This window comes from Campylobacter sp. CNRCH_2015_0814 (assembly GCF_025772765.1).
Classification (GTDB): Bacteria; Campylobacterota; Campylobacteria; order Campylobacterales; family Campylobacteraceae; genus Campylobacter_D.
On record NZ_JAKMSR010000003.1, the window covers coordinates 40,672 to 58,121 of the forward strand.

18 protein-coding genes, 1 tRNA gene and 1 other RNA gene are annotated in these 17,450 nt (G+C 31.1%); 4 read left to right on the plus strand and 16 right to left on the minus strand.

The genetic code is table 11. The features are described 5' to 3' along the window. Nucleotides 1-23 precede the first annotated feature (23 nt). Nucleotides 24-629: an RdgB/HAM1 family non-canonical purine NTP pyrophosphatase gene (gene rdgB, locus L8X24_RS02190; RefSeq protein ID WP_263663511.1), complete on the minus strand. Its 606-nt coding sequence runs from the start codon at nt 627-629 to the stop codon at nt 24-26. Between the two features lie 88 nt (nt 630-717). On the opposite strand from rdgB, the gene L8X24_RS02195 reads away from it, so the two are divergent. After that, nucleotides 718-2,019, plus strand: coding sequence for an MFS transporter (locus L8X24_RS02195; RefSeq protein ID WP_263663419.1), 1,302 nt, complete (start codon nt 718-720; stop codon nt 2,017-2,019). 6 nt (nt 2,020-2,025) lie between these two features. Here L8X24_RS02195 and L8X24_RS02200 read toward each other — a convergent pair whose 3' ends face one another. Together L8X24_RS02200 and ruvB are read right to left on the minus strand one after the other, a co-directional pair. After that, complete coding sequence (locus tag L8X24_RS02200; protein ID WP_263663420.1) at nt 2,026-3,069, minus strand: AI-2E family transporter; 1,044 nt, start codon at nt 3,067-3,069, stop codon at nt 2,026-2,028. Then, entirely contained in the window at nt 3,059-4,069 is a 1,011-nt protein-coding gene (gene ruvB, locus L8X24_RS02205) for a Holliday junction branch migration DNA helicase RuvB (RefSeq protein ID WP_039619088.1), read from the minus strand. The genes L8X24_RS02200 and ruvB overlap by 11 nt, the downstream gene beginning before the upstream one ends. An 87-nt stretch (nt 4,070-4,156) precedes the next feature. Between ruvB and L8X24_RS02210 the strand changes: the two genes are divergently transcribed. Both L8X24_RS02210 and ssrA read left to right on the plus strand, forming a co-directional pair. Next, the gene (locus L8X24_RS02210) at nt 4,157-4,567 is read left to right on the plus strand and encodes a histidine phosphotransferase (RefSeq protein ID WP_257399298.1); all 411 of its coding nucleotides are present in this window, start codon (nt 4,157-4,159) and stop codon (nt 4,565-4,567) included. 1 nt (nt 4,568) lies between these two features. Then, nucleotides 4,569-4,927, plus strand: a transfer-messenger RNA (tmRNA) gene (gene ssrA / locus L8X24_RS02215). 4 nt (nt 4,928-4,931) lie between these two features. On the opposite strand, the gene L8X24_RS02220 is transcribed toward ssrA, so the two are convergent. From L8X24_RS02220 to L8X24_RS02230, 3 genes are all read right to left on the minus strand, one after another. Next, a complete protein-coding gene (locus tag L8X24_RS02220; protein ID WP_214135152.1) occupies nt 4,932-5,153 on the minus strand; it encodes a hypothetical protein in 222 nt (73 codons plus the stop codon). Between the two features lie 119 nt (nt 5,154-5,272). Continuing rightward, nucleotides 5,273-6,202 carry a ribose-phosphate pyrophosphokinase gene (locus tag L8X24_RS02225; RefSeq protein WP_039619082.1) on the minus strand — a complete coding sequence of 310 codons (930 nt, stop codon included), beginning with the start codon at nt 6,200-6,202 and terminating at the stop codon, nt 5,273-5,275. Between the two features lie 64 nt (nt 6,203-6,266). Beyond that, nucleotides 6,267-6,671, minus strand: coding sequence for an acyl-CoA thioesterase (locus tag L8X24_RS02230; protein WP_012661971.1), 405 nt, complete (start codon nt 6,669-6,671; stop codon nt 6,267-6,269). Nucleotides 6,672-6,735: 64 nt separating this feature from the next. Between L8X24_RS02230 and ciaB the strand changes: the two genes are divergently transcribed. Then, a complete protein-coding gene (gene ciaB / locus L8X24_RS02235) occupies nt 6,736-8,571 on the plus strand; it encodes an invasion protein CiaB (RefSeq protein WP_263663421.1) in 1,836 nt (611 codons plus the stop codon). Between the two features lie 19 nt (nt 8,572-8,590). On the opposite strand, the gene L8X24_RS02240 is transcribed toward ciaB, so the two are convergent. The 10 genes from L8X24_RS02240 to pglF form a co-directional block, all read right to left on the minus strand. Further along, nucleotides 8,591-8,785 (minus strand): hypothetical protein, encoded by a 195-nt coding sequence (locus L8X24_RS02240; protein WP_263663422.1) that lies wholly within the window; start codon nt 8,783-8,785, stop codon nt 8,591-8,593. Then, the gene (locus tag L8X24_RS02245; RefSeq protein ID WP_263663423.1) at nt 8,778-10,247 is read right to left on the minus strand and encodes a DNA methylase; all 1,470 of its coding nucleotides are present in this window, start codon (nt 10,245-10,247) and stop codon (nt 8,778-8,780) included. The genes L8X24_RS02240 and L8X24_RS02245 overlap by 8 nt, the downstream gene beginning before the upstream one ends. Nucleotides 10,248-10,344: 97 nt before the next feature. Then, a tRNA-Ser gene (locus L8X24_RS02250) sits at nt 10,345-10,434 on the minus strand. Nucleotides 10,435-10,483: 49 nt separating this feature from the next. Next, nucleotides 10,484-11,038 (minus strand): PepSY-associated TM helix domain-containing protein, encoded by a 555-nt coding sequence (locus tag L8X24_RS02255; RefSeq protein ID WP_263663424.1) that lies wholly within the window; start codon nt 11,036-11,038, stop codon nt 10,484-10,486. A 62-nt stretch (nt 11,039-11,100) separates the two neighbouring features. After that, nucleotides 11,101-11,811, minus strand: a complete 711-nt coding sequence (gene pssA / locus L8X24_RS02260; RefSeq protein ID WP_257399294.1) for a CDP-diacylglycerol--serine O-phosphatidyltransferase — start codon at nt 11,809-11,811, stop codon at nt 11,101-11,103. Next, entirely contained in the window at nt 11,808-12,425 is a 618-nt protein-coding gene (locus L8X24_RS02265) for a phosphatidylserine decarboxylase (protein ID WP_263663425.1), read from the minus strand. Before L8X24_RS02265 ends, pssA begins: the two co-directional genes overlap by 4 nt. Further along, entirely contained in the window at nt 12,425-14,347 is a 1,923-nt protein-coding gene (gene ftsH / locus L8X24_RS02270) for an ATP-dependent zinc metalloprotease FtsH (protein ID WP_263663426.1), read from the minus strand. Before ftsH ends, L8X24_RS02265 begins: the two co-directional genes overlap by 1 nt. Then, nucleotides 14,347-15,183: a 50S ribosomal protein L11 methyltransferase gene (locus L8X24_RS02275; RefSeq protein WP_263663427.1), complete on the minus strand. Its 837-nt coding sequence runs from the start codon at nt 15,181-15,183 to the stop codon at nt 14,347-14,349. The genes ftsH and L8X24_RS02275 overlap by 1 nt, the downstream gene beginning before the upstream one ends. Before the next feature lie 12 nt (nt 15,184-15,195). Continuing rightward, entirely contained in the window at nt 15,196-15,573 is a 378-nt protein-coding gene (locus L8X24_RS02280) for a chemotaxis response regulator CheY (protein ID WP_039619063.1), read from the minus strand. Between the two features lie 113 nt (nt 15,574-15,686). Further along, nucleotides 15,687-17,450: a UDP-N-acetylglucosamine 4,6-dehydratase (configuration-retaining) gene (pglF, locus tag L8X24_RS02285; protein ID WP_263663429.1), complete on the minus strand. Its 1,764-nt coding sequence runs from the start codon at nt 17,448-17,450 to the stop codon at nt 15,687-15,689.

Below are 17,450 nucleotides of genomic sequence, written 5' to 3' on the forward strand. Positions count from 1 at the left end.
CATATATTTTATAAATTGTTTCATTAATACTCCATTTTTTCTAATGCTCTTAAGATATAAGTAGCAAACATTAGTGCTTGCGAGCGGTGTGAAATTTTTAATTTTACTTGCTCATCTAATTCACCTAAGGTTTTATCAAAACCTTTTGGGATAAATAAAGGATCATATCCAAAGCCATTATTACCCCTTGGAGTATCAATAGCAAGGCCATGCATATATCCATGCGTACTAAAATGTCCATATTTTGAACTTATAGCTATGGCTGCAGTGTAAAAGGCTTTGCTTTGATGTAGATTTTTTTCATGTAAGGCTTGGATGAGTTTGTGTCTATTGGCCTCATCAGTGCCTTCTTGAGAGTATCTTGCAGAAAAAATCCCCGGTGCATTGTTTAAAGCCTCTACGCTTATACCGCTATCATCACTTAAGGTGATAAATTCGTCTTGTTTTTTGCCTAAAGCATTAAAAATGGCTTTAGATTTTATCAAAGCATTTTCTTTAAAACTCGTGCCATCTTCGATGATTTCAAAAGGGGTGATGATTTCATTTAAGGCATAAATTTCATAAGTAGTTAAAAATTTTTTGATTTCTTCTACTTTATGTGCGTTAGAAGTTGCTAGAATGATTTTCAATTTTTTCTTCATAAAATACTCTTTTTGTTTTGACTTTAAAAAAAGTTTATCAAAATCATAGTAAAATTATCCTTTATAAGGAGAAAAGATGTTAAAAACCGTTTTACCTTTGTCTTTTATTGTAGGAACTAGATTTTTTGGATTGTTTATAGTTTTGCCGGTTTTAAGTTTATATGCTTTAAATTTAAAAGGAGCCAATGAGTTTTTAGTAGGGCTTTTAGTGGGTGTGTATGCTCTAACTCAAATGGCGTTGCAAGTTCCTTTTGGTATTATTTCAGATAAAATAGGGCGTAAAAAAACTATGCTAATAGGACTTGTGGTGTTTATCATAGGTTCTTTGGTATGTTCATATGCTGATGATATTTATACGATGATGTTTGGAAGGCTTTTACAAGGTGCAGGAGCCATAGGAGCAGTAGCTACTGCTATGATAAGTGATTTTATCAATGAAGAAAATCGCGGTAAGGCTATGGCTATTATGGGTTCATTTATAGGACTTTCTTTTGCAGCTTCTTTGGTGCTTTCTCCTTTAATGAGTGCTAAATTTGGACTTTCAAGTTTGTTTGATTTAAGTGCGATTTTGAGTTTAATTTGTATCGTGCTTTTATTTAGCGTTGTGCCAAAAGAGCATACAATAGTACATGAAAATACTAAAACTCCATTAAAAAAACTTTTAAAAGAAAAAAACTTAGCTTTGATGAATCTTACTAATTGTATGCAAAAAATGCTTATGAGTATTGCGTTTTTAAGTATTCCTTTGGTTTTGGTGCATGAGTTTAATTACCCAAGTGAGAATTTATGGCATGTTTATGTTAGCTCTATGGTGCTTGGGTTTTTGGCTATGGGTTTATCAGGATCTTTGGGAGAAAAAAGAGGCTTAAGTAAAGAGATATTGCTTTTAGGTGTGGCATTTTTTATCATCGCTTATATTATATTTGCTTTTTCGCATAATGCTTTAGTGTTTATGGTGGGTGTTGTAGTATTTTTTATAGGATTTAATTTGCATGAGCCTATTATGCAAAGTTGTGCGAGTAAATTTGCCAAAGTAAATGAAAAAGGCGCAGCTTTGGGTGTGTTTAATGCTTTTGGCTATTTTGGAAGCTTTTTAGGTGGTGTTGTAGGGGGGTATTTTTTACACCATTTTAGTTTAGTTTCTCTTGCTTTTATTTTGATAGCTTTGTCTGTAATTTGGTTTGTGTTGCTTTTGTTTTTACAAAGTCCAGCAGATTTTAAAAATGTCTATTTATCTTTAGAAACAAAGCATGATTTAAATAATATTAAAGGTATAAATGGAGTTTTAGATGTGTATAAAAACTCTAAATTTTTAGTGATTAAATACAATAAAAAACTTACAAGCGAAGAAGAAATTTTAGCGATTATTGAAAAATAATCGCTTTTATACAAAATGCTTTTCTTTTAAAATCACATATAATTTTAAAGTAGAAATAAAGAAAGTTAAAATAGCAGGTCCAAGGATAATACCCCAAAAACCAAAACTTGAAATTCCTGCTATCATTGCAAAGAAAATTAAAAGTTCGTTAATTTGCGTTGGAATTTGAACAAGTTTTTCATTGATCCATTTAATGATATAAGGTTTTACTAAAGTATCTGCGATAAAAGATATCATTATCACGCTATAAATGAAAATCACTAAAGCGCCGCTTAGATTGTTATTGGCAAATTCATATAAAGAAACAGGCACATAAATTAATGCCCCACCTACTACAGGGATTAAAGAGCTAAAGCAAAATAATATTCCCATTAAAATCGCATCATAACCATAAAATTTAGTAATGATAGCAAAAAGCACTCCTTGCAAAATGGCATTTAGCACCATAGAATAAAACACAACAGACATTACATTGCTCACTTCACTTAAAATACCTTGAGTTTCTTCTTTTTTCATAGGTACTATGGTTTTGATATAGCCAATGAGTTGGGCTCCATAAAGATTAGCAAAGAAATAAAACACACAAATTAACACCATATCAGTTAGAAATTTAGTCCCAAATTTAGTTGCGCTTGAAAGATAGGTTAAAACATCTTTAGAGATGGAATTTAAATCAATGCTTGCTAGTGCTTCTTTGATTTTTGGCTCTATAAAGTTTAAAGATTCAGGTAGATGCAAAGAATAATTTTTAAAATATTCTATGGTATTATGAATATAACTTATATTAAAACCGCTAGCTGCTTTTGCAAGTTCTATAATAGCATATACAAAAGGTATAAAAAATAAAGCTAACATAAAAGCAGTGGTAGCTGCTGCTGCTATGACTTTTTTACCTTTGAATATATTTAAGAATTTAACATTAACATTAGAAGTAGAAACAGCCATTAAACTTGCTATGGCTATATTCATCAAAAAAGGTTTAAATAAAAAAAGCACCCAAAATAAAATAAATAAAATAAAACTAATCAAGAAAAAATTACTACTTTTCATCAAATAAACCCTTGTTGTATTTTAATTTTAAAACATCAAAGCTTTTTAAGCTTGCAATGCGACCTTTGGCTGTTCTTTCTATATAGCCATTTGCTAGTAAATATGGCTCTATCACATCCTCTATGGTATTTTCGTCTTCACTTAATGCTGCAGCTATACTAGAAAGTCCTATAGGCTTTCTTTTGGCTTCAGTTAAAAGCTCTAAATACCTTAAATCCATCGCGTCAAAACCAAGCTCATTTACCCCTAAAGAATCAAGCGCTTCTTTAGCTCTTTTTTCGCTAATGATTTCCTCATCATTTACATCAGCAAAGTCTCTTACACGCTTAAGCAATCTTAAAGCAATCCTTGGGGTTGAGCGACTGCGTTTGGCTATTTCTAAAGAAGCTTTTTTTTCACAAGTTTTATTAAGCTTTAGAGCTGCTTTTTCTAAAATGATAGCAAGTTCTTCATTTTTATAAAATTCCAAGCGAAATTGCATACCAAAGCGATCGCGTAAAGGATTGCTTAGCATACCTGCTCTTGTAGTAGCACCTATTAAAGTAAATTTGGGCAAATCGATTTTGATTGTTTGTGCAGCAGGTCCACTGCCGATGATGATATCAAGACGAAAATCTTCCATAGCAGGGTAAAGCACTTCTTCTATGGCAGGGCTTAAGCGATGAATTTCATCGATAAATAAAATATCTCCTTCACTAAGGTTAGTTAAAATCGCAGCTAAATCCCCGCTTTTTTCTATCATGGGTGCAGCGGTAGTTTTGATATTTGCATTCATTTCATATGAGATAATATTTGCTAAAGTTGTCTTACCAAGTCCTGCAGGCCCACTAAAAAGGATATGATCTAGACATTCATTTCTTTTTTTAGCAGCTTTGATGAAAATTTCTAAATTTTTTTTAATGTTTTCTTGTCCTATGTAGCCGTCAAAATTTGAAGGTCTAAGGCTTGTTTCATAAGTTTCATCAGGGGAGAATTTTTCAATCTCTACGATTCTATCCATATTTTTTCCATTTTATTTTGTAAGAAATTTTAATTTTATCTAAAATTTGCTAAAATAAACATTTAAACTTAGATTATAGAAGTTTTTATGGGAATTTTAGAGCAATTAGAGTTAGATTACGAGCTTGAAGAAATCGAGCGTTTTTTGTATTTTTTTAGAAGTCTTTGCGATGTTTTAGAGCCTTTGATAGTAAAGCTAAGCAGTGATAGCTTAAAATACAAAGAAGCTTTAAAAGACTTAGAACAAAATATCCACAATGTAGTTTGGGCTGCTAAAAGATTAAATTTAGATGAGATTGCAAATTTTTGCACATTTTGTGAGGAAATTATGCAAGAAGCAGCTAAATTTGATGGGCCTGCTAGCGATGAATTTGTGGATTGGATGTTTTTAGTGGGTGAGCAGCTTGATAGATATTGCAGTGATTATGAAAAAAATGCTTCTTTTTTAAGCGTATTTAACCCTCAAATTGCAAATGTTCCAGATAAAATTTCTAAATAATGGGGACGACTTGGCTTCGACAGGAGTAGAGTGGCCTTGGTGGCATGTCGCTTTGAGCAAAGCGTATAAAGCTCAAATTAAAATTAAACGCAAACAACGTTAAATTTGCTCCTGCTTACGCTAAAGCTGCGTAAGTTCAGTTGAGCCTGAATTTTAAGTGATACTATCTAGCTTAGAATTTGGTCATTTTTGATAGTGTAGATTGAAATTTGACAAGTTTTGATTGAAGTTAAAGTCTTAGTCTAGCTTGAAATTTTGGAAGGTGAGTTTGGCTAGATGAAATTTTCACCTTTGCTAAGCATGTAGATGCCGTGGTTGTTTTATTTTTGGACAGGGGTTCAATTCCCCTCGTCTCCACCAGTAATTAGTTTTTATTAACTAGTGCATCTCTTATATCTATGACAAGATAAATTACAAAAAAGCTTAAAAATATCGCAACTAAAGATCCAATAAGTGTTACTAGACCTACTATAAATCCTAGAGTAAACATCAGCGCAATAGAATAAATAATCGCTATAATAAAGCTTAATGCAGCCGCTATATCAAGTATAGTTCTACCAAAATTTAAGATTAAATTTTTAATCATAATAGCTCCTTAATTAATAATAATTTATTAATTATAGCAAAATATAGTTTTAATTAATATAAAATTGTAGAATTATTTGAAGTTTAGATTTTCTTTGCAAGGTAATCCTTGCAAAGAATTTATACAAATAAAGAATTCACACTTTCATTGTGATAAACTCTGCGTATTACCTCTCCAAAGATAGGTGCTACGCTTAAGACTTTGATTTTATCCATTTGTTGTTTTAAAGGTATAGTGTCAGTTACTACTAGCTCATCTAATGCATCTTTGGCTATTCTTTCATAAGCTACACCACTAAGTACAGGGTGAGTACAGCAAGCTATAACTGACTTTGCACCTTTGCTTTTAAATACTTCAGCAGCTTTTACTATGGTTCCTGCTGTATCGATGATATCATCTACTAAAATCACTTCTTTATCTTTTACATCGCCGATGACATTCATCACTTCACTTTCATTAGCTTTTTCGCGTCTTTTATCTACTATAACTATATCAAGTCCTAAAGCTTTTGCTACGCTTCTAGCTCTTGCTATACCACCTATGTCAGGACTTGCGATGATAGGATTTTTGTAGTTTTTATTTTTAATATAATCATTAAAAATAATACTTCCATAAAGATTATCCACAGGTATATCAAAAAAGCCTTGAATTTGTCCAGCATGTAAGTCTATGGTAGCTACTCTATCCACGCCAGCTGATTCTATAAGATTTGCTACTAATTTTGCAGTAATAGGCACCCTAGGGCTTGCTTTTCTATCTTGTCTAGCATAACCAAAATAAGGGATGATAGCTGTGATAGAGCTTGCACTTGAGCGACGCAATGCATCTGTCATGATTAAAAGTTCCATTAAATTATCATTTGTTGGAGCACAAGTACTTTGAATGATAAACACATCTTTACCACGCACGCTTTCATCTATTTGAATGCTAATTTCACCATCGCTAAAACGCTTCACACCTGCATTGCTTAGAGGCAATGAAAGGTATTTTGAGATTTTTTTAGCAAATTCCTCGTTTGCTGAACCAGAAAATATTTTATATCCACGCATATATAAGCCTTAGAAAGTTTTTTGTGATGATATAAAAAGTTTTTTAAAAATACAATAAAACATATTAAAAGCCATGTAATCTTTTTAAATCCGCATCAATAGGAAATTTATTTCCATCTTTATCTACACTCACATAAGTTACTACAGCTGAAGTTACATGCATACAATACACACGGCCATATTCATTAGCTCTTTGAGTAACTACTTCTACTGCTACGGTGATAGAGGTATTACCTGCTTTGATGATTTTTGCATAGCAAGATACCAAATCACCTACGAAAATTGGCTCTTTAAAAATGATTTTATCTACCGCAACTGTGACAACTCTTTGTGGGGAAAGTTCTCTTGCGGCAATGGCTCCGGCTAGATCAATTTGTGACATGATCCAACCACCAAAGATATTACCAGCGGGGTTTGTATTGCTTGGCATAGCTATAACTCTTAGCTTAGGTTCTCCCATATCTTTCATACATTCTCCTTGTGTTTTAAAAAAAACATTATAATTAAGTTTTAAAAATAAAGAAAGGTAAAAAATGAATGATTTTAAGCAAATAGCAAAAATTGTGAAAAATAGGAAACAAAATATCAATAGTCTTTATAATATACTTCAAACTAATCAAAGCCATCCTTTGATAGATAGAGCTTTAGAACTAGCTAATCTTGAAAATGAAAAAAGCAATGTTTTGGCAATGTTGCGTCGTTTGGTGGATTTAAAAGAGGAAAATTTAGTCCAAGAACTTGAGAAAAAAGGTTTAAATGAAGAAGAAATTTCTCAAATAAAATATAAAGTTTTTTCTTTAGTAAGAGCCTTTTATGAAGTAGAACATCAAGATTTAATCGATGAGATTAAGAGTAAAAATTTACTTGATGAGTTTTATTTGGCTTTAGTTCAAGGTGTGCATAATATAGGTGTAGTTATGAATTCTTTTGAGCTTGTTTGGAGCAAGCAAATTTTAGATACAAATAATAAAATTTTAAAAGAACAATTTCCAAATTTAAGTGATGCTTTGGAGTTTTTAAAACAAAATGAGCTTTATCAGCTTAATCAAGATGGTGAAATTTGTGAAAGAAGCTATGGGGCTTTAGTTAAAATAGGAACACTTTGGAGATTTTTACCTTATGCAAAGGCTTTTGAAAATGAGGTTTTAAAGCTTGAATATGAGTTTGATAAACTTTTAGAAAAACTAAGAAATTGTGCGTTAGATGATGAAAAAAATGCTTATATTGACTATATAGAAAAATTAAAATTTGCATTTTGTGAAAAAGATAATAATGAAGTGGTTAAAAAATGGCAAGAAGCAGAGCTTGCGTGGATGGAAGTAAAATGTCCATTACAAATTGGCCATCCTTTAGAATACTATGAAGACTCTTACACGCATGCAGTAGCACTTGAGTGGGATATACGCTTAGAAGATGTGAGTGATTTTAATGGGAGTGAGTTTAAAGATAAAATCAAAGAAAGTTTTGCAATGGTGTATGCAAATTTAGATGAAGAAGATGAAGCTTTGTTTGATGAGGTGAATTTTAATCTTGAAAAAACTCAGCTTTATATTTGTATGCCTATGATCTTTTATGGGGCAGAGCTTAAGGGACTTTTTTCTGCTCAAGTAGTGCCAAATGATGAGTATGTAAGCAATATAGCAGGCAAAAAGATTTTTGCTTTTTTAAATTATGTTTATGAAAATGCTAAAACCAAGCCTTTTATGAAGCTTTCATCTATGGTATTTGAAAAAGAATTTTTAGATTATGGGAGAGAAATTTTATTTTATAATGAAAAATTATGGAAAAGAATTTATGAAGTTTCTACCATAGGTCATGAGTTTGGACATATTTTCTTTGTGGCAAATGATAGCGAAAAGAAAATGAATGAAAGTGGTGTATTTAAAAATATAGAAGAGTTTAAAGCTACTGCGGGCGGGCTTGTGAATTTCTTTTTACATGAAGAAGATGATTTAAAGCTTCCAGTGTTTTATGAGCTTATTAAAAGGGCTATAGGATTGATTGCTTGGCAAAGAGTAGAGGAGGTTAAGCCTTATTATACAGAAGGTTTGATTCATTTATCATTGTTGTTTAAATCAGGGGTGTTATCTTTTGCAAATGAGAAATTAAACATTAAATTTGATGAGGAAGCTTATGAGAGTTTTAAGGCTGTGTTTATGCAAAATTACTATAAATTAGCAAGACATTATATGTTAAAAGAAGATGCTAAAAATTATTTAGATGATTTTTGTGTTTTAGAAGATGAGGTGTTTTTACCACTTGATGAAGAGTGTAAGGAATTTGTAAAATACTACTATGAATTACACAAACTTTATGGCAATGAAATTGATGAAAGTGGAGAGTTTGAAAAATACTCTAACGCAAAATAAAATTTTTATCAAGAAGAACTTAGCTTTCTTCTTGATATTTGCTATTTTCTAATGCTTTTTCCATATCTTTTTGTGTTTTTAAAATCGCTTTGCTAAAACCATTTAGCACTGAAAATGGAGCAAATTGCGCCGCTCTTTTTTCTCTTGGCATTGGTGGAAAATGTTTTGATTTTTGATATTTTATATTTATTATATCTTTATAATCATCATGCATTATGACCTCCTATTAAAGAAGTAATTTCTTTAGTCTCATCATCCAAGCTTGAAGCTTTTAAAATAGCTTTTTTACCAAATTTTTGCATGATTTGAAGTCTTGCTTTTTGGAGCTTTTCTTCTTTTTCAAGTTGATTTTTCTCTTGCAAAATTGCATTAAAATCACTAAATAAATTTAATTCTTGGAAATTTTCTTGAGCTTTATCTGTGATATTATTTAAACTTAGGCTGATTTTTCTAATACTTAAGTTTTTATCGCTGATTTTGCAAAAAAGTTCCAAGGATTTTTTATTGATGATTTTTAAAGAATGGGTAAAATTTTCTAGATTTATACTTCCATGAGCATTTTTAGGTATAGTTCTTCCATAATTATCTTTAGTAGTAGCTCCTTTGTAAGAACCCAAAAAGCTTGAATTTTCTAAATTGCTTTTATCATATTGTATATCTAGCGTAATATGGTTTGTTTTAAGGTTATTTTGTATAAGTTCAAGTACTAAATGATCTACAAGTTCTTTTAAAACTTTTATTGTTTGATTATTATCATATGCAAAAGGTAAAACCTTAGCCATGATTTTAGAGTGATTTTGTGATTTGTAATTTTTAATATCTTTCATTGTGCAAGTTTCAACGCCCCATGCATGATCGATCAAAAGTTCAGCATTAACACCAAAGTGTTTATAAAGCAAGTCTTCATGTTTTAAAGAAAATCTTGCAAGATCTCCCATAGTATAAATGTTTAAATCTGCAAGTTTTAAGGCAATACCTTTACCTATACGCCAAAAATCTTTTAAAGGTTTATGCTGCCATAATTTATATCTGTATAATTTTTCATCTAAAAAGGCTATAAGTAAGCCATTTTCATCTACTTGTTGTCTTTTAGCAAGTATATCCATGGCAATTTTAGCTAAGTATAAATTTGTACCTATGCCTGCTGTTGCGGTGATTTTACTTGTATGTGAAATATCAAGTAAAACCTTAGTAAGTAGCTCATAAGCTGATAGTTTGTATTTTTCAAGATAAGAACTAAGATCAATAAAAACTTCATCAATAGAGTATATATGAATATCTTTAGCATCAAAATACTTCAAATAAATGCTGTATATTTTTGTGCTAAATTCTATATAAGTAGCCATTCTGGGCTTGGCGATGATGTAATCTAGTTCTAAGTTTAAATCATTTTTAAGTTCTAATGTATCAAAACTTTTAGCTTTAAAGCAGTGTTTTTGAGTTTGTTTTAATCTTTCTTGGTTGATTGAGTGGATTTTTTGTTTAAACTCAAAAAGCCTTAATCTACCAGGTATATTGTAAGTTTTTAGTGCAGGTGAAACTGCCAGTATGATGGTTTTATCTGTTCTTGATTCATCTGCTACAATGAGATTAGTTGTTAAAGGATCTAAATTTCTTAAAACACATTCAGCTGAAGCGTAAAAAGATTTCAAATCAATAGAAGCATAAATTTGCATAGTATGTGAAACTTACCTTTAGGTTATTCAGTTTGATAGTATTAATTATAGCAATAAAAACTATTAAAATAGATGAAAGGAAATGGATTTTATAAGGTGGCGGACAGAGAGGGATTTGAACCCTCGAGACCCGTTAAGATCTGCACCCTTAGCAGGGGTGTGGTTTCAGCCACTCACCCATCTGTCCGTATTAAAAGGGAAAGTATATCTTATTGATTATAAGATATACCTTAAATTTATACACTAAGATAAGCTATAATTAAAGTTATAACAAAACCAGCACCTAAAACTGCGATTTGTTTGCCTCTATCTTTGCGTATAGCTATGATAGTGATTAAAAGTCCTGAAATATAAAGGATTATCATAGCAAGTGCAAAAGCTAACCCAGCCACAGAAAAATACCACATACCTTTATCTTTATGAAGCAAAATCATATTTCCAAGTAAACTTCTTTCTTTTGTGATGATTTCATAATTGTTTTCATCTATTTTAATAATACTTGCAGTATAGCTTATAGTGCCAAGCTCTATACCATCACCTTTTTTGTTAAGTTTTGGTTCTAAAGATGAAGGAAGTTTTAAGTTATTTTTCTTTAAAAAATCAATTAAAAATTCAGCTTCAGCGCCTTCTTGGACAATGGCTTGAACTTTTTGAGTTTGAATTTTAGCTCCACTTTCCCCATCAAAACCAGCTATATAAGCAAAACCAGTAACAGCATATAAAAATGCTAGTGGTAAGAAAAATAAGCTAATGTAAATGTGAATTTGTCTGAATAATTTGTTTTTATTCATTTTTACTCCTTTTTGAAAATAATGAGAAGTATATTGTTAAAAAGTGAAGTGAAAATAAAATTTTAATCTTTTTTAAATTTACGAGCTAGAGTAAAAAAGCTTCGAATGATTCCATAAAGTACATATAAGCTTGCGACGATTAACGCACTTTCTAAAAAATACAAATAAAGCATGGAAAATAAGATTACTAAAAGGATTAATACTTTTAAAACATTTGCCCGTTTTAAATCAATTTTTTTAAAACTTGGATATCTTATATTGCTTACCATTAAAAAAGCTAAAAGCATTTGAATACATACTATCATCAAAGAAAAATCACGTAAAAAATCATAATATAAATAAGCACTTACCCATAAAGCACTTACAACTGCAGCTGTTGGTATAGGAAGTCCTATAAAAACTGAAGGTTCATAAGTACCTGTGGTGACATTAAATCTTGCTAAGCGTATAGCGCCAAAAACTACAAATAAACCAGCTATTAAGGAGCCAAAACGATCATATTCATAACCTATACTCATATAAAAAAGCATAGCAGGTGCAACACCAAAGGCTATTAAATCTGCTAGTGAGTCAAACTCAACTCCAAATTTAGAAGTAGAATTAGTAGCTCTTGCAACGCGTCCATCTAAACCATCACAAATTAATGATAAAATGATATAAATTAATGCTTTATCAAAATTTTGATTAATAGAAGCAATCACTGAAATAATGCCTAAAAATATGGAAGCAGCTGTAAAAAGATTAGGTAAAATATAAATTAGTTTAAAATTCATGGATTTAAATACCCTATCAATGCACCAATGCGTACTTTATCGTTTTCATTTACGCAAATTCTAGTATCTTTTGGAAGCAATAAACTCACACTGCCATCAAACATAAAACCTATATTTTGTCCATGGTTTAAATGATGACCAAAATCATCAATATAAACTTTTCTATTTAAGGCGCCAAAAATGATGCGTAATGCCCATTGTTTGCCTTTAGAGCGTGCTAAAAATAGCATTCTTTCGCCCATTAAATTTGTATTTTTCATAAATGGACATAAAAAAAGCCCGTGTCTTGGTCTAGTTTCTTCTATATCCATATTAAGTGGAGCTATGATGCTGCCTTGATGGGTGATATTGTTTATAATTTGCACTTCTATGCATTCGCCAAGCTCTTTATATGAGCTTGTTTTAATGCATTTTATTTTTCCTTCTATGGGAGCTATGATAGTATTTGGATCTGCTATATAATCGATTTTACTAGCTCTAAAAAGGCAAGCAAAAAGTATAAAAATACACCATAAAAGCCAAGAAAATCCCCATATAAATTGAGCTATTGCAAAAACTATAGCTAGAATTATAAGTAAATTCCAGCCAGCCTTTGCAATAAAATTTGTTTTCATTAGTTATCCTTAGTAACTTCTTGCTCTTTTTCTTCTAAGCGCGTTGGAAGATTGTTTTCTTCTTCATAGTTTTTAATAATCTCTCTTACTTTAGCACCATCAATAGTTTCTTCTTCATAAAGTGCTTGTACCATTACTTCTATAGCACCGCTATAAGTTTTTAAAATTTCTTTTACACCCGCATAGCGTTCATCTAAGGTTTTCTTCACATACTCATCTAAATCTTGAGCCATTTTATCAGAATAATCTTTGATAGTTTGTCCACCACTTAAGAAAGTATTTCTTTGTTTTTCAAGCACCATTAAACCTGCAATTTCACTCATACCATACATAGAAATCATAGCTTTTATGATGTCAGTTGCACGTTCAAGGTCATTGCTTGCACCAGTTGAAATTTCTTTAATGAAAATTTCTTCAGCTGCACGTCCACCTAAAAGTACATCAACTTCAGCTAAAAGCTCGTGTTTTTGCATTAAAAATTTATTTTCTTCAGGAGTATTGAGTGTATATCCTAAAGCTGCTAAACCACGCGGTATAACAGAAACTTTACTTACTTTTTTAGCACCTTTTGTGGTTTCAGCGATTAAAGCATGGCCACATTCATGATAAGTTACGATTTTTTTCTCTTTATCATTAATTCTACGTGATTTTTTCTCAAGTCCTGCTATAGCTCTTTCTACTGCTTCAACTAAGTCTTTTTGTTCTACATGTTTTTTGGAATCCCTACCTGCAAGTAAAGCTGCTTCGTTAATGATATTTGCTAAATCAGCACCTGCAAGACCTGCTGTTAATCTTGCGATATCTTCTACTTTTACTTCAGGTGAAATTTTAACATCTTTCATATGAACTTTTAAAATATCACATCTGCCTTTAAAATCAGGCTTATCTACCAAAACTTGTCTATCAAAACGTCCCGGTCTAAGTAATGCTGCATCTAAGACTTCAGGACGGTTTGTCGCTGCTAGTACGATTACTGGCGAGCTTTCAGTACCAAAGCCATCCATTTCTGCTAGAAGTTGATTTAAAGTTTGCTCTCTTTCATCATTTCCACCCATCATGCCACTTGCTGCACGTGATTTGCCTATAGCATCAATTTCATCTATAAATACAATAGCTGGAGCTTCTTTTTTAGCATTTTCAAATAAATCTCTAACCCTACTAGCTCCAACACCCACAAACATTTCTATGAAAGATGAACCTGAGACGCTAAAAAATGGTACATCAGCTTCTCCTGCCACTGCTTTTGCAAGTAAAGTTTTACCGGTACCTGGAGGGCCTACAAGCAAAAGTCCTTTTGGAATTTTTGCTCCAAGATTGATATATCTTTCAGGATATTTTAGAAAATCAACTATTTCTTTAACTTCTTCTTTTGCTTCCTCAACACCTGCAACATCATTGAATTTAACTTTTGGTTTTTCTGAATTTACAAGCTTTTTGGAGCTTCCTATACCAAGTATAGATCCGCCCATATTTTTTTGCATACGAGAGGCTAAAAACATCCATATACCAAAGAAAATAAATACCGGTAAAACCCAAGAAAGCAAGATATCTATAAACCAATTACTTTCATTAAAAGCTCCATAAGAAACGCCTTTTGAATCAAGTAAAGGCACAAAAGTAGCATCATTTGGAACTTTTTTAGTAATATATACCATATTTCCTGCTTTAGACACTGCTTTTATGGTAGTTTGACCTATGTTAACTTGGGCAATTTGATTGTTTTCAATTAAAGTTTTTAATTCAGAATAAGTAACTTTTTTGGTATTTTCTCCGCCCATAATACCCATGCTACCATCATCTGAAAATCCTTTAAATAAAAGAATCATCACAATGGCAAAAATAGCGAAAATAAAAATAGGATTTTTATTAAAAAAGCTATTATTGTTTGGATTATCTTTTGGTTCGTTTGGTTTTTTATTCATTATTTTGTTTCCTTTTTGTAAGCTAAACTCAACCACTCTCCTTTGTGTTTACATTCTAACAAAGTCAAATCTTTGAATTTATCTTTAATTCTTTCTTCATATTTGTTTAAAATACCAGATAAGATTAAAATTCCACCTTCTTTGGTTTTTTCTTTAAGATCTTTTTCTAGTATGATTAAAATATCAGCAATGATATTTGCCACAACTATATCATATTTATGTAAGCTTTTATTAATAGAACCTACCCAAATATCATCAAAGTTAACTTGATTTAATTTTGCATTTTCCTTGCTTGCAACTACGGCTAGCTCGTCTGTATCACAAGCTTGCACTTTAGCTCCAAGCTTTGCCATGATGATACTTAAAATCCCACTTCCACAGCCTACATCTAAGCAAAATTTAGAATCATCTGTGTATTTTTGTAAAAATTCTATACAAGTGTAAGTGCTTTCATGATGTCCTGAGCCAAAAGCTAGGGCAGGGTCTATAATGATATTGATTTTATCTTGTATAGCTTCTTGCCAAGTGGTGTGAATGTGGATATTGTCAATGGTTAAAGCTTGTATGCCTTTTTTATACTCTTCTATCCAGTTTTTATTTTCTTTTTTTTCTAAAGTAGAATGAAAATAAATCTTAGTGTTAAATTTTTCACATAATTTTTGATGAAAGCTTTGCAAGGCTATTTGAATGAGTTTTATATCTTCTTCTGATCGTATATAAACGCCATCATCCTTTTCTTCTATGGCATCTATATCTAGAGAAAAAACAAGATCAAGGAATAAATCTAAATATTCCTTATCTGTTTGAAAAAAAAGTTCGTAATAATGTGTTTGCATAAAAACCTATAATCAACCTTCGTTTGTTCCTAAAACATCTTCAAGTTTTTCTTTTAATACTTGAGGTGTAAAAGGTTTTACAATATAGTTATTTACACCTGCTTTTAAAGCTGTGATAACTTCTGCCTTACCACCTTCTGTAGTTACCATGATAATAGGCATATCAGCATATTTTTCTTCCGCTCTTACTTTTTTTACTAATTCTAAGCCGTTCATTTCGGGCATATTCCAGTCAGTAATTAAAATTTTTATGTCATCATTTTGTGAAAGCAAATCCCAAGCTTCAACTCCATGTTCAGCTTCTAAAACATCTTTATGACCTAATCTTACAAGAGTGTTTTTGATTATTCTTCTCATGGTAGAACTATCATCAACTACTAATAACTTCACTTTTTTTCCTTTATCTTGATGTAATTACATAAAAGTGTAATTGTATCGTTTTTATTTTTATTAATCAATTAAAAGTTTATATTATACCATTTAAAAATAAAATTAGAATTTAATCACTCTCCATTTTTGTTATGATTAAACTCAGGCACAATTTCCTTTAAAACTTTTGCAGGATCTGTGCTTTGGAGTAATCTTTCTATTTCTTGATTTAAAATTTTTAAATCTTTAATTTCACTAGTGGTGACAAAAATGCTTTCATATTGAGTTTTCAAATCATCTTCATGGATTAAAAGCTCTTCGTAAAGTTTTTCACCTTTTCTAAGTCCAGTGATTTTAATTTCTAACTTTTTATTAGAAAGTAAAAGCATTTTTTTAGCTAAATCCATGATTTTAACAGGCTCACCCATATCAAGTACAAATAACTCCCCACCTTTGGCAATAGCTGCAGCTTGTAAAACAAGCTGCACAGCCTCATCTACTAGCATAAAATAACGCACTATATCAGGATGAGTAAGAGTAAGTGGTTCATTAGCTGCAATTTGAGCTTTAAATTTAGGTATGACACTTCCACTTGAGCCTAAAACATTACCAAAACGCACACAAGCTACTTCAAAATTTTCACAACTTGAACTTAGCGCATAAAGTTCACAAATTCTTTTTGTACAACCCATGATATTAGTTGGTCTTACAGCTTTATCAGTGCTTATCATAACAAATTTAGCAACCTTGTAAGTTTTTGCAAGATCGATTAAATTTTTAGTACCTATGATATTATTTAAAATAGCTGAATGTGGATTTTGCTCACACAAAGGCACGTGTTTATAAGCTGCTGCATGTAAAATCAAATCTATGTTTTTTTCTTGTAAAAGTTTTTCTAATGCTTCTTTGTCTAATATACTCATCATAATAGGTTCAATTTTTTCTTTATGCAAGCTTAATTCTTCATTGATTTTATATAAATTATACTCGCTATGATCAAGCATGATTAAGTGTTTTGCGCCAAATTTAATGCATTGTTTACAAAGCTCGCTTCCTATAGTCCCACCAGCCCCACTAACTAAAACTACCTTATCTTTGATAAAATCAATCACGCAAGCATTATCTAAATCTTTTGGCTTACGCGCTAATAAATCTTCAATGCTTATATCTCTTGCTTCATTTTGTGTAAAAGAAAAAAGTTTTATATCATTAATCCCATAAGCAATAAGCTCATCAAAAAGCTTTTTGAGTTCTTCTTGTTCAAGTTTTAAAGCAATGATAGCAGTATGAATTCCTTCAGCGGTATATTTTCTAATAGCTTCTTTTTCTTCAACTATAAATTTATCACAATAAGTACCTATTAAATTTTTACGCTCATCTACCACAGCTACGGGGAAAAGTCCTAAGCTTCCTTCTTTGGCTCCTTTTAATAAATGTAAAGCCTTTGAAGTGGCACCAACTACTATACAAGGATGTTCTTCATTGTATTTTGGCTTTCTAAAATCAACTATCATTCTTTTGCTTATACGCAAACTTCCAATTAGCATACAAGATAAAACAAAGTCTATTCCTATAACGCTTCTTGGAAAAGGATTAAAAAAATCATCATAAAAATAATAAATTGCTAAAAATACAAGTTCAGCTAAAGCTAAAGCGATAACTAATTTACGTGCTTCATTAAGTGAGAAAAATCTCCAAGCAACTTGATAAATTCTAAAAAAAGCTAGAAAAATGATTTTAAGTAAAATCAAAATCACAGCACTTTTAAACATACCTTCATAAAATTCACTTGGAATGTCTGCACTAAAGCGTAAAGAAAAAGACAAATAAATACTTATAACAAAAAGTAAAATATCAGCGCCTAAAAAAAATCCTAAGCGTTTGCTTTTATAATCCAT

Excerpts from the sequence above, each read along its gene's own strand:
- ftsH (WP_263663426.1), bottom strand. The coding sequence starts at position 14,347 with ATGAATAAAAAACCAAACGAACCAAAAGATAATCCAAACAATAATAGC.
- pglF (WP_263663429.1), bottom strand. The coding sequence starts at position 17,450 with ATGGATTATAAAAGCAAACGCTTAGGATTTTTTTTAGGCGCTGATATT.
- L8X24_RS02240 (WP_263663422.1), bottom strand. The coding sequence starts at position 8,785 with ATGCATGATGATTATAAAGATATAATAAATATAAAATATCAAAAATCA.
- L8X24_RS02210 (WP_257399298.1), top strand. The coding sequence starts at position 4,157 with ATGGGAATTTTAGAGCAATTAGAGTTAGATTACGAGCTTGAAGAAATC.
- L8X24_RS02255 (WP_263663424.1), bottom strand. The coding sequence starts at position 11,038 with ATGAATAAAAACAAATTATTCAGACAAATTCACATTTACATTAGCTTA.
- ciaB (WP_263663421.1), top strand. The coding sequence starts at position 6,736 with ATGAATGATTTTAAGCAAATAGCAAAAATTGTGAAAAATAGGAAACAA.
- L8X24_RS02275 (WP_263663427.1), bottom strand. The coding sequence starts at position 15,183 with ATGCAAACACATTATTACGAACTTTTTTTTCAAACAGATAAGGAATAT.
- L8X24_RS02230 (WP_012661971.1), bottom strand. The coding sequence starts at position 6,671 with ATGAAAGATATGGGAGAACCTAAGCTAAGAGTTATAGCTATGCCAAGC.
- ruvB (WP_039619088.1), bottom strand. The coding sequence starts at position 4,069 with ATGGATAGAATCGTAGAGATTGAAAAATTCTCCCCTGATGAAACTTAT.
- L8X24_RS02245 (WP_263663423.1), bottom strand. The coding sequence starts at position 10,247 with ATGCAAATTTATGCTTCTATTGATTTGAAATCTTTTTACGCTTCAGCT.
- L8X24_RS02200 (WP_263663420.1), bottom strand. The coding sequence starts at position 3,069 with ATGAAAAGTAGTAATTTTTTCTTGATTAGTTTTATTTTATTTATTTTA.
- L8X24_RS02220 (WP_214135152.1), bottom strand. The coding sequence starts at position 5,153 with ATGATTAAAAATTTAATCTTAAATTTTGGTAGAACTATACTTGATATA.
- L8X24_RS02265 (WP_263663425.1), bottom strand. The coding sequence starts at position 12,425 with ATGAAAACAAATTTTATTGCAAAGGCTGGCTGGAATTTACTTATAATT.
- L8X24_RS02195 (WP_263663419.1), top strand. The coding sequence starts at position 718 with ATGTTAAAAACCGTTTTACCTTTGTCTTTTATTGTAGGAACTAGATTT.
- L8X24_RS02225 (WP_039619082.1), bottom strand. The coding sequence starts at position 6,202 with ATGCGTGGATATAAAATATTTTCTGGTTCAGCAAACGAGGAATTTGCT.
- pssA (WP_257399294.1), bottom strand. The coding sequence starts at position 11,811 with ATGAATTTTAAACTAATTTATATTTTACCTAATCTTTTTACAGCTGCT.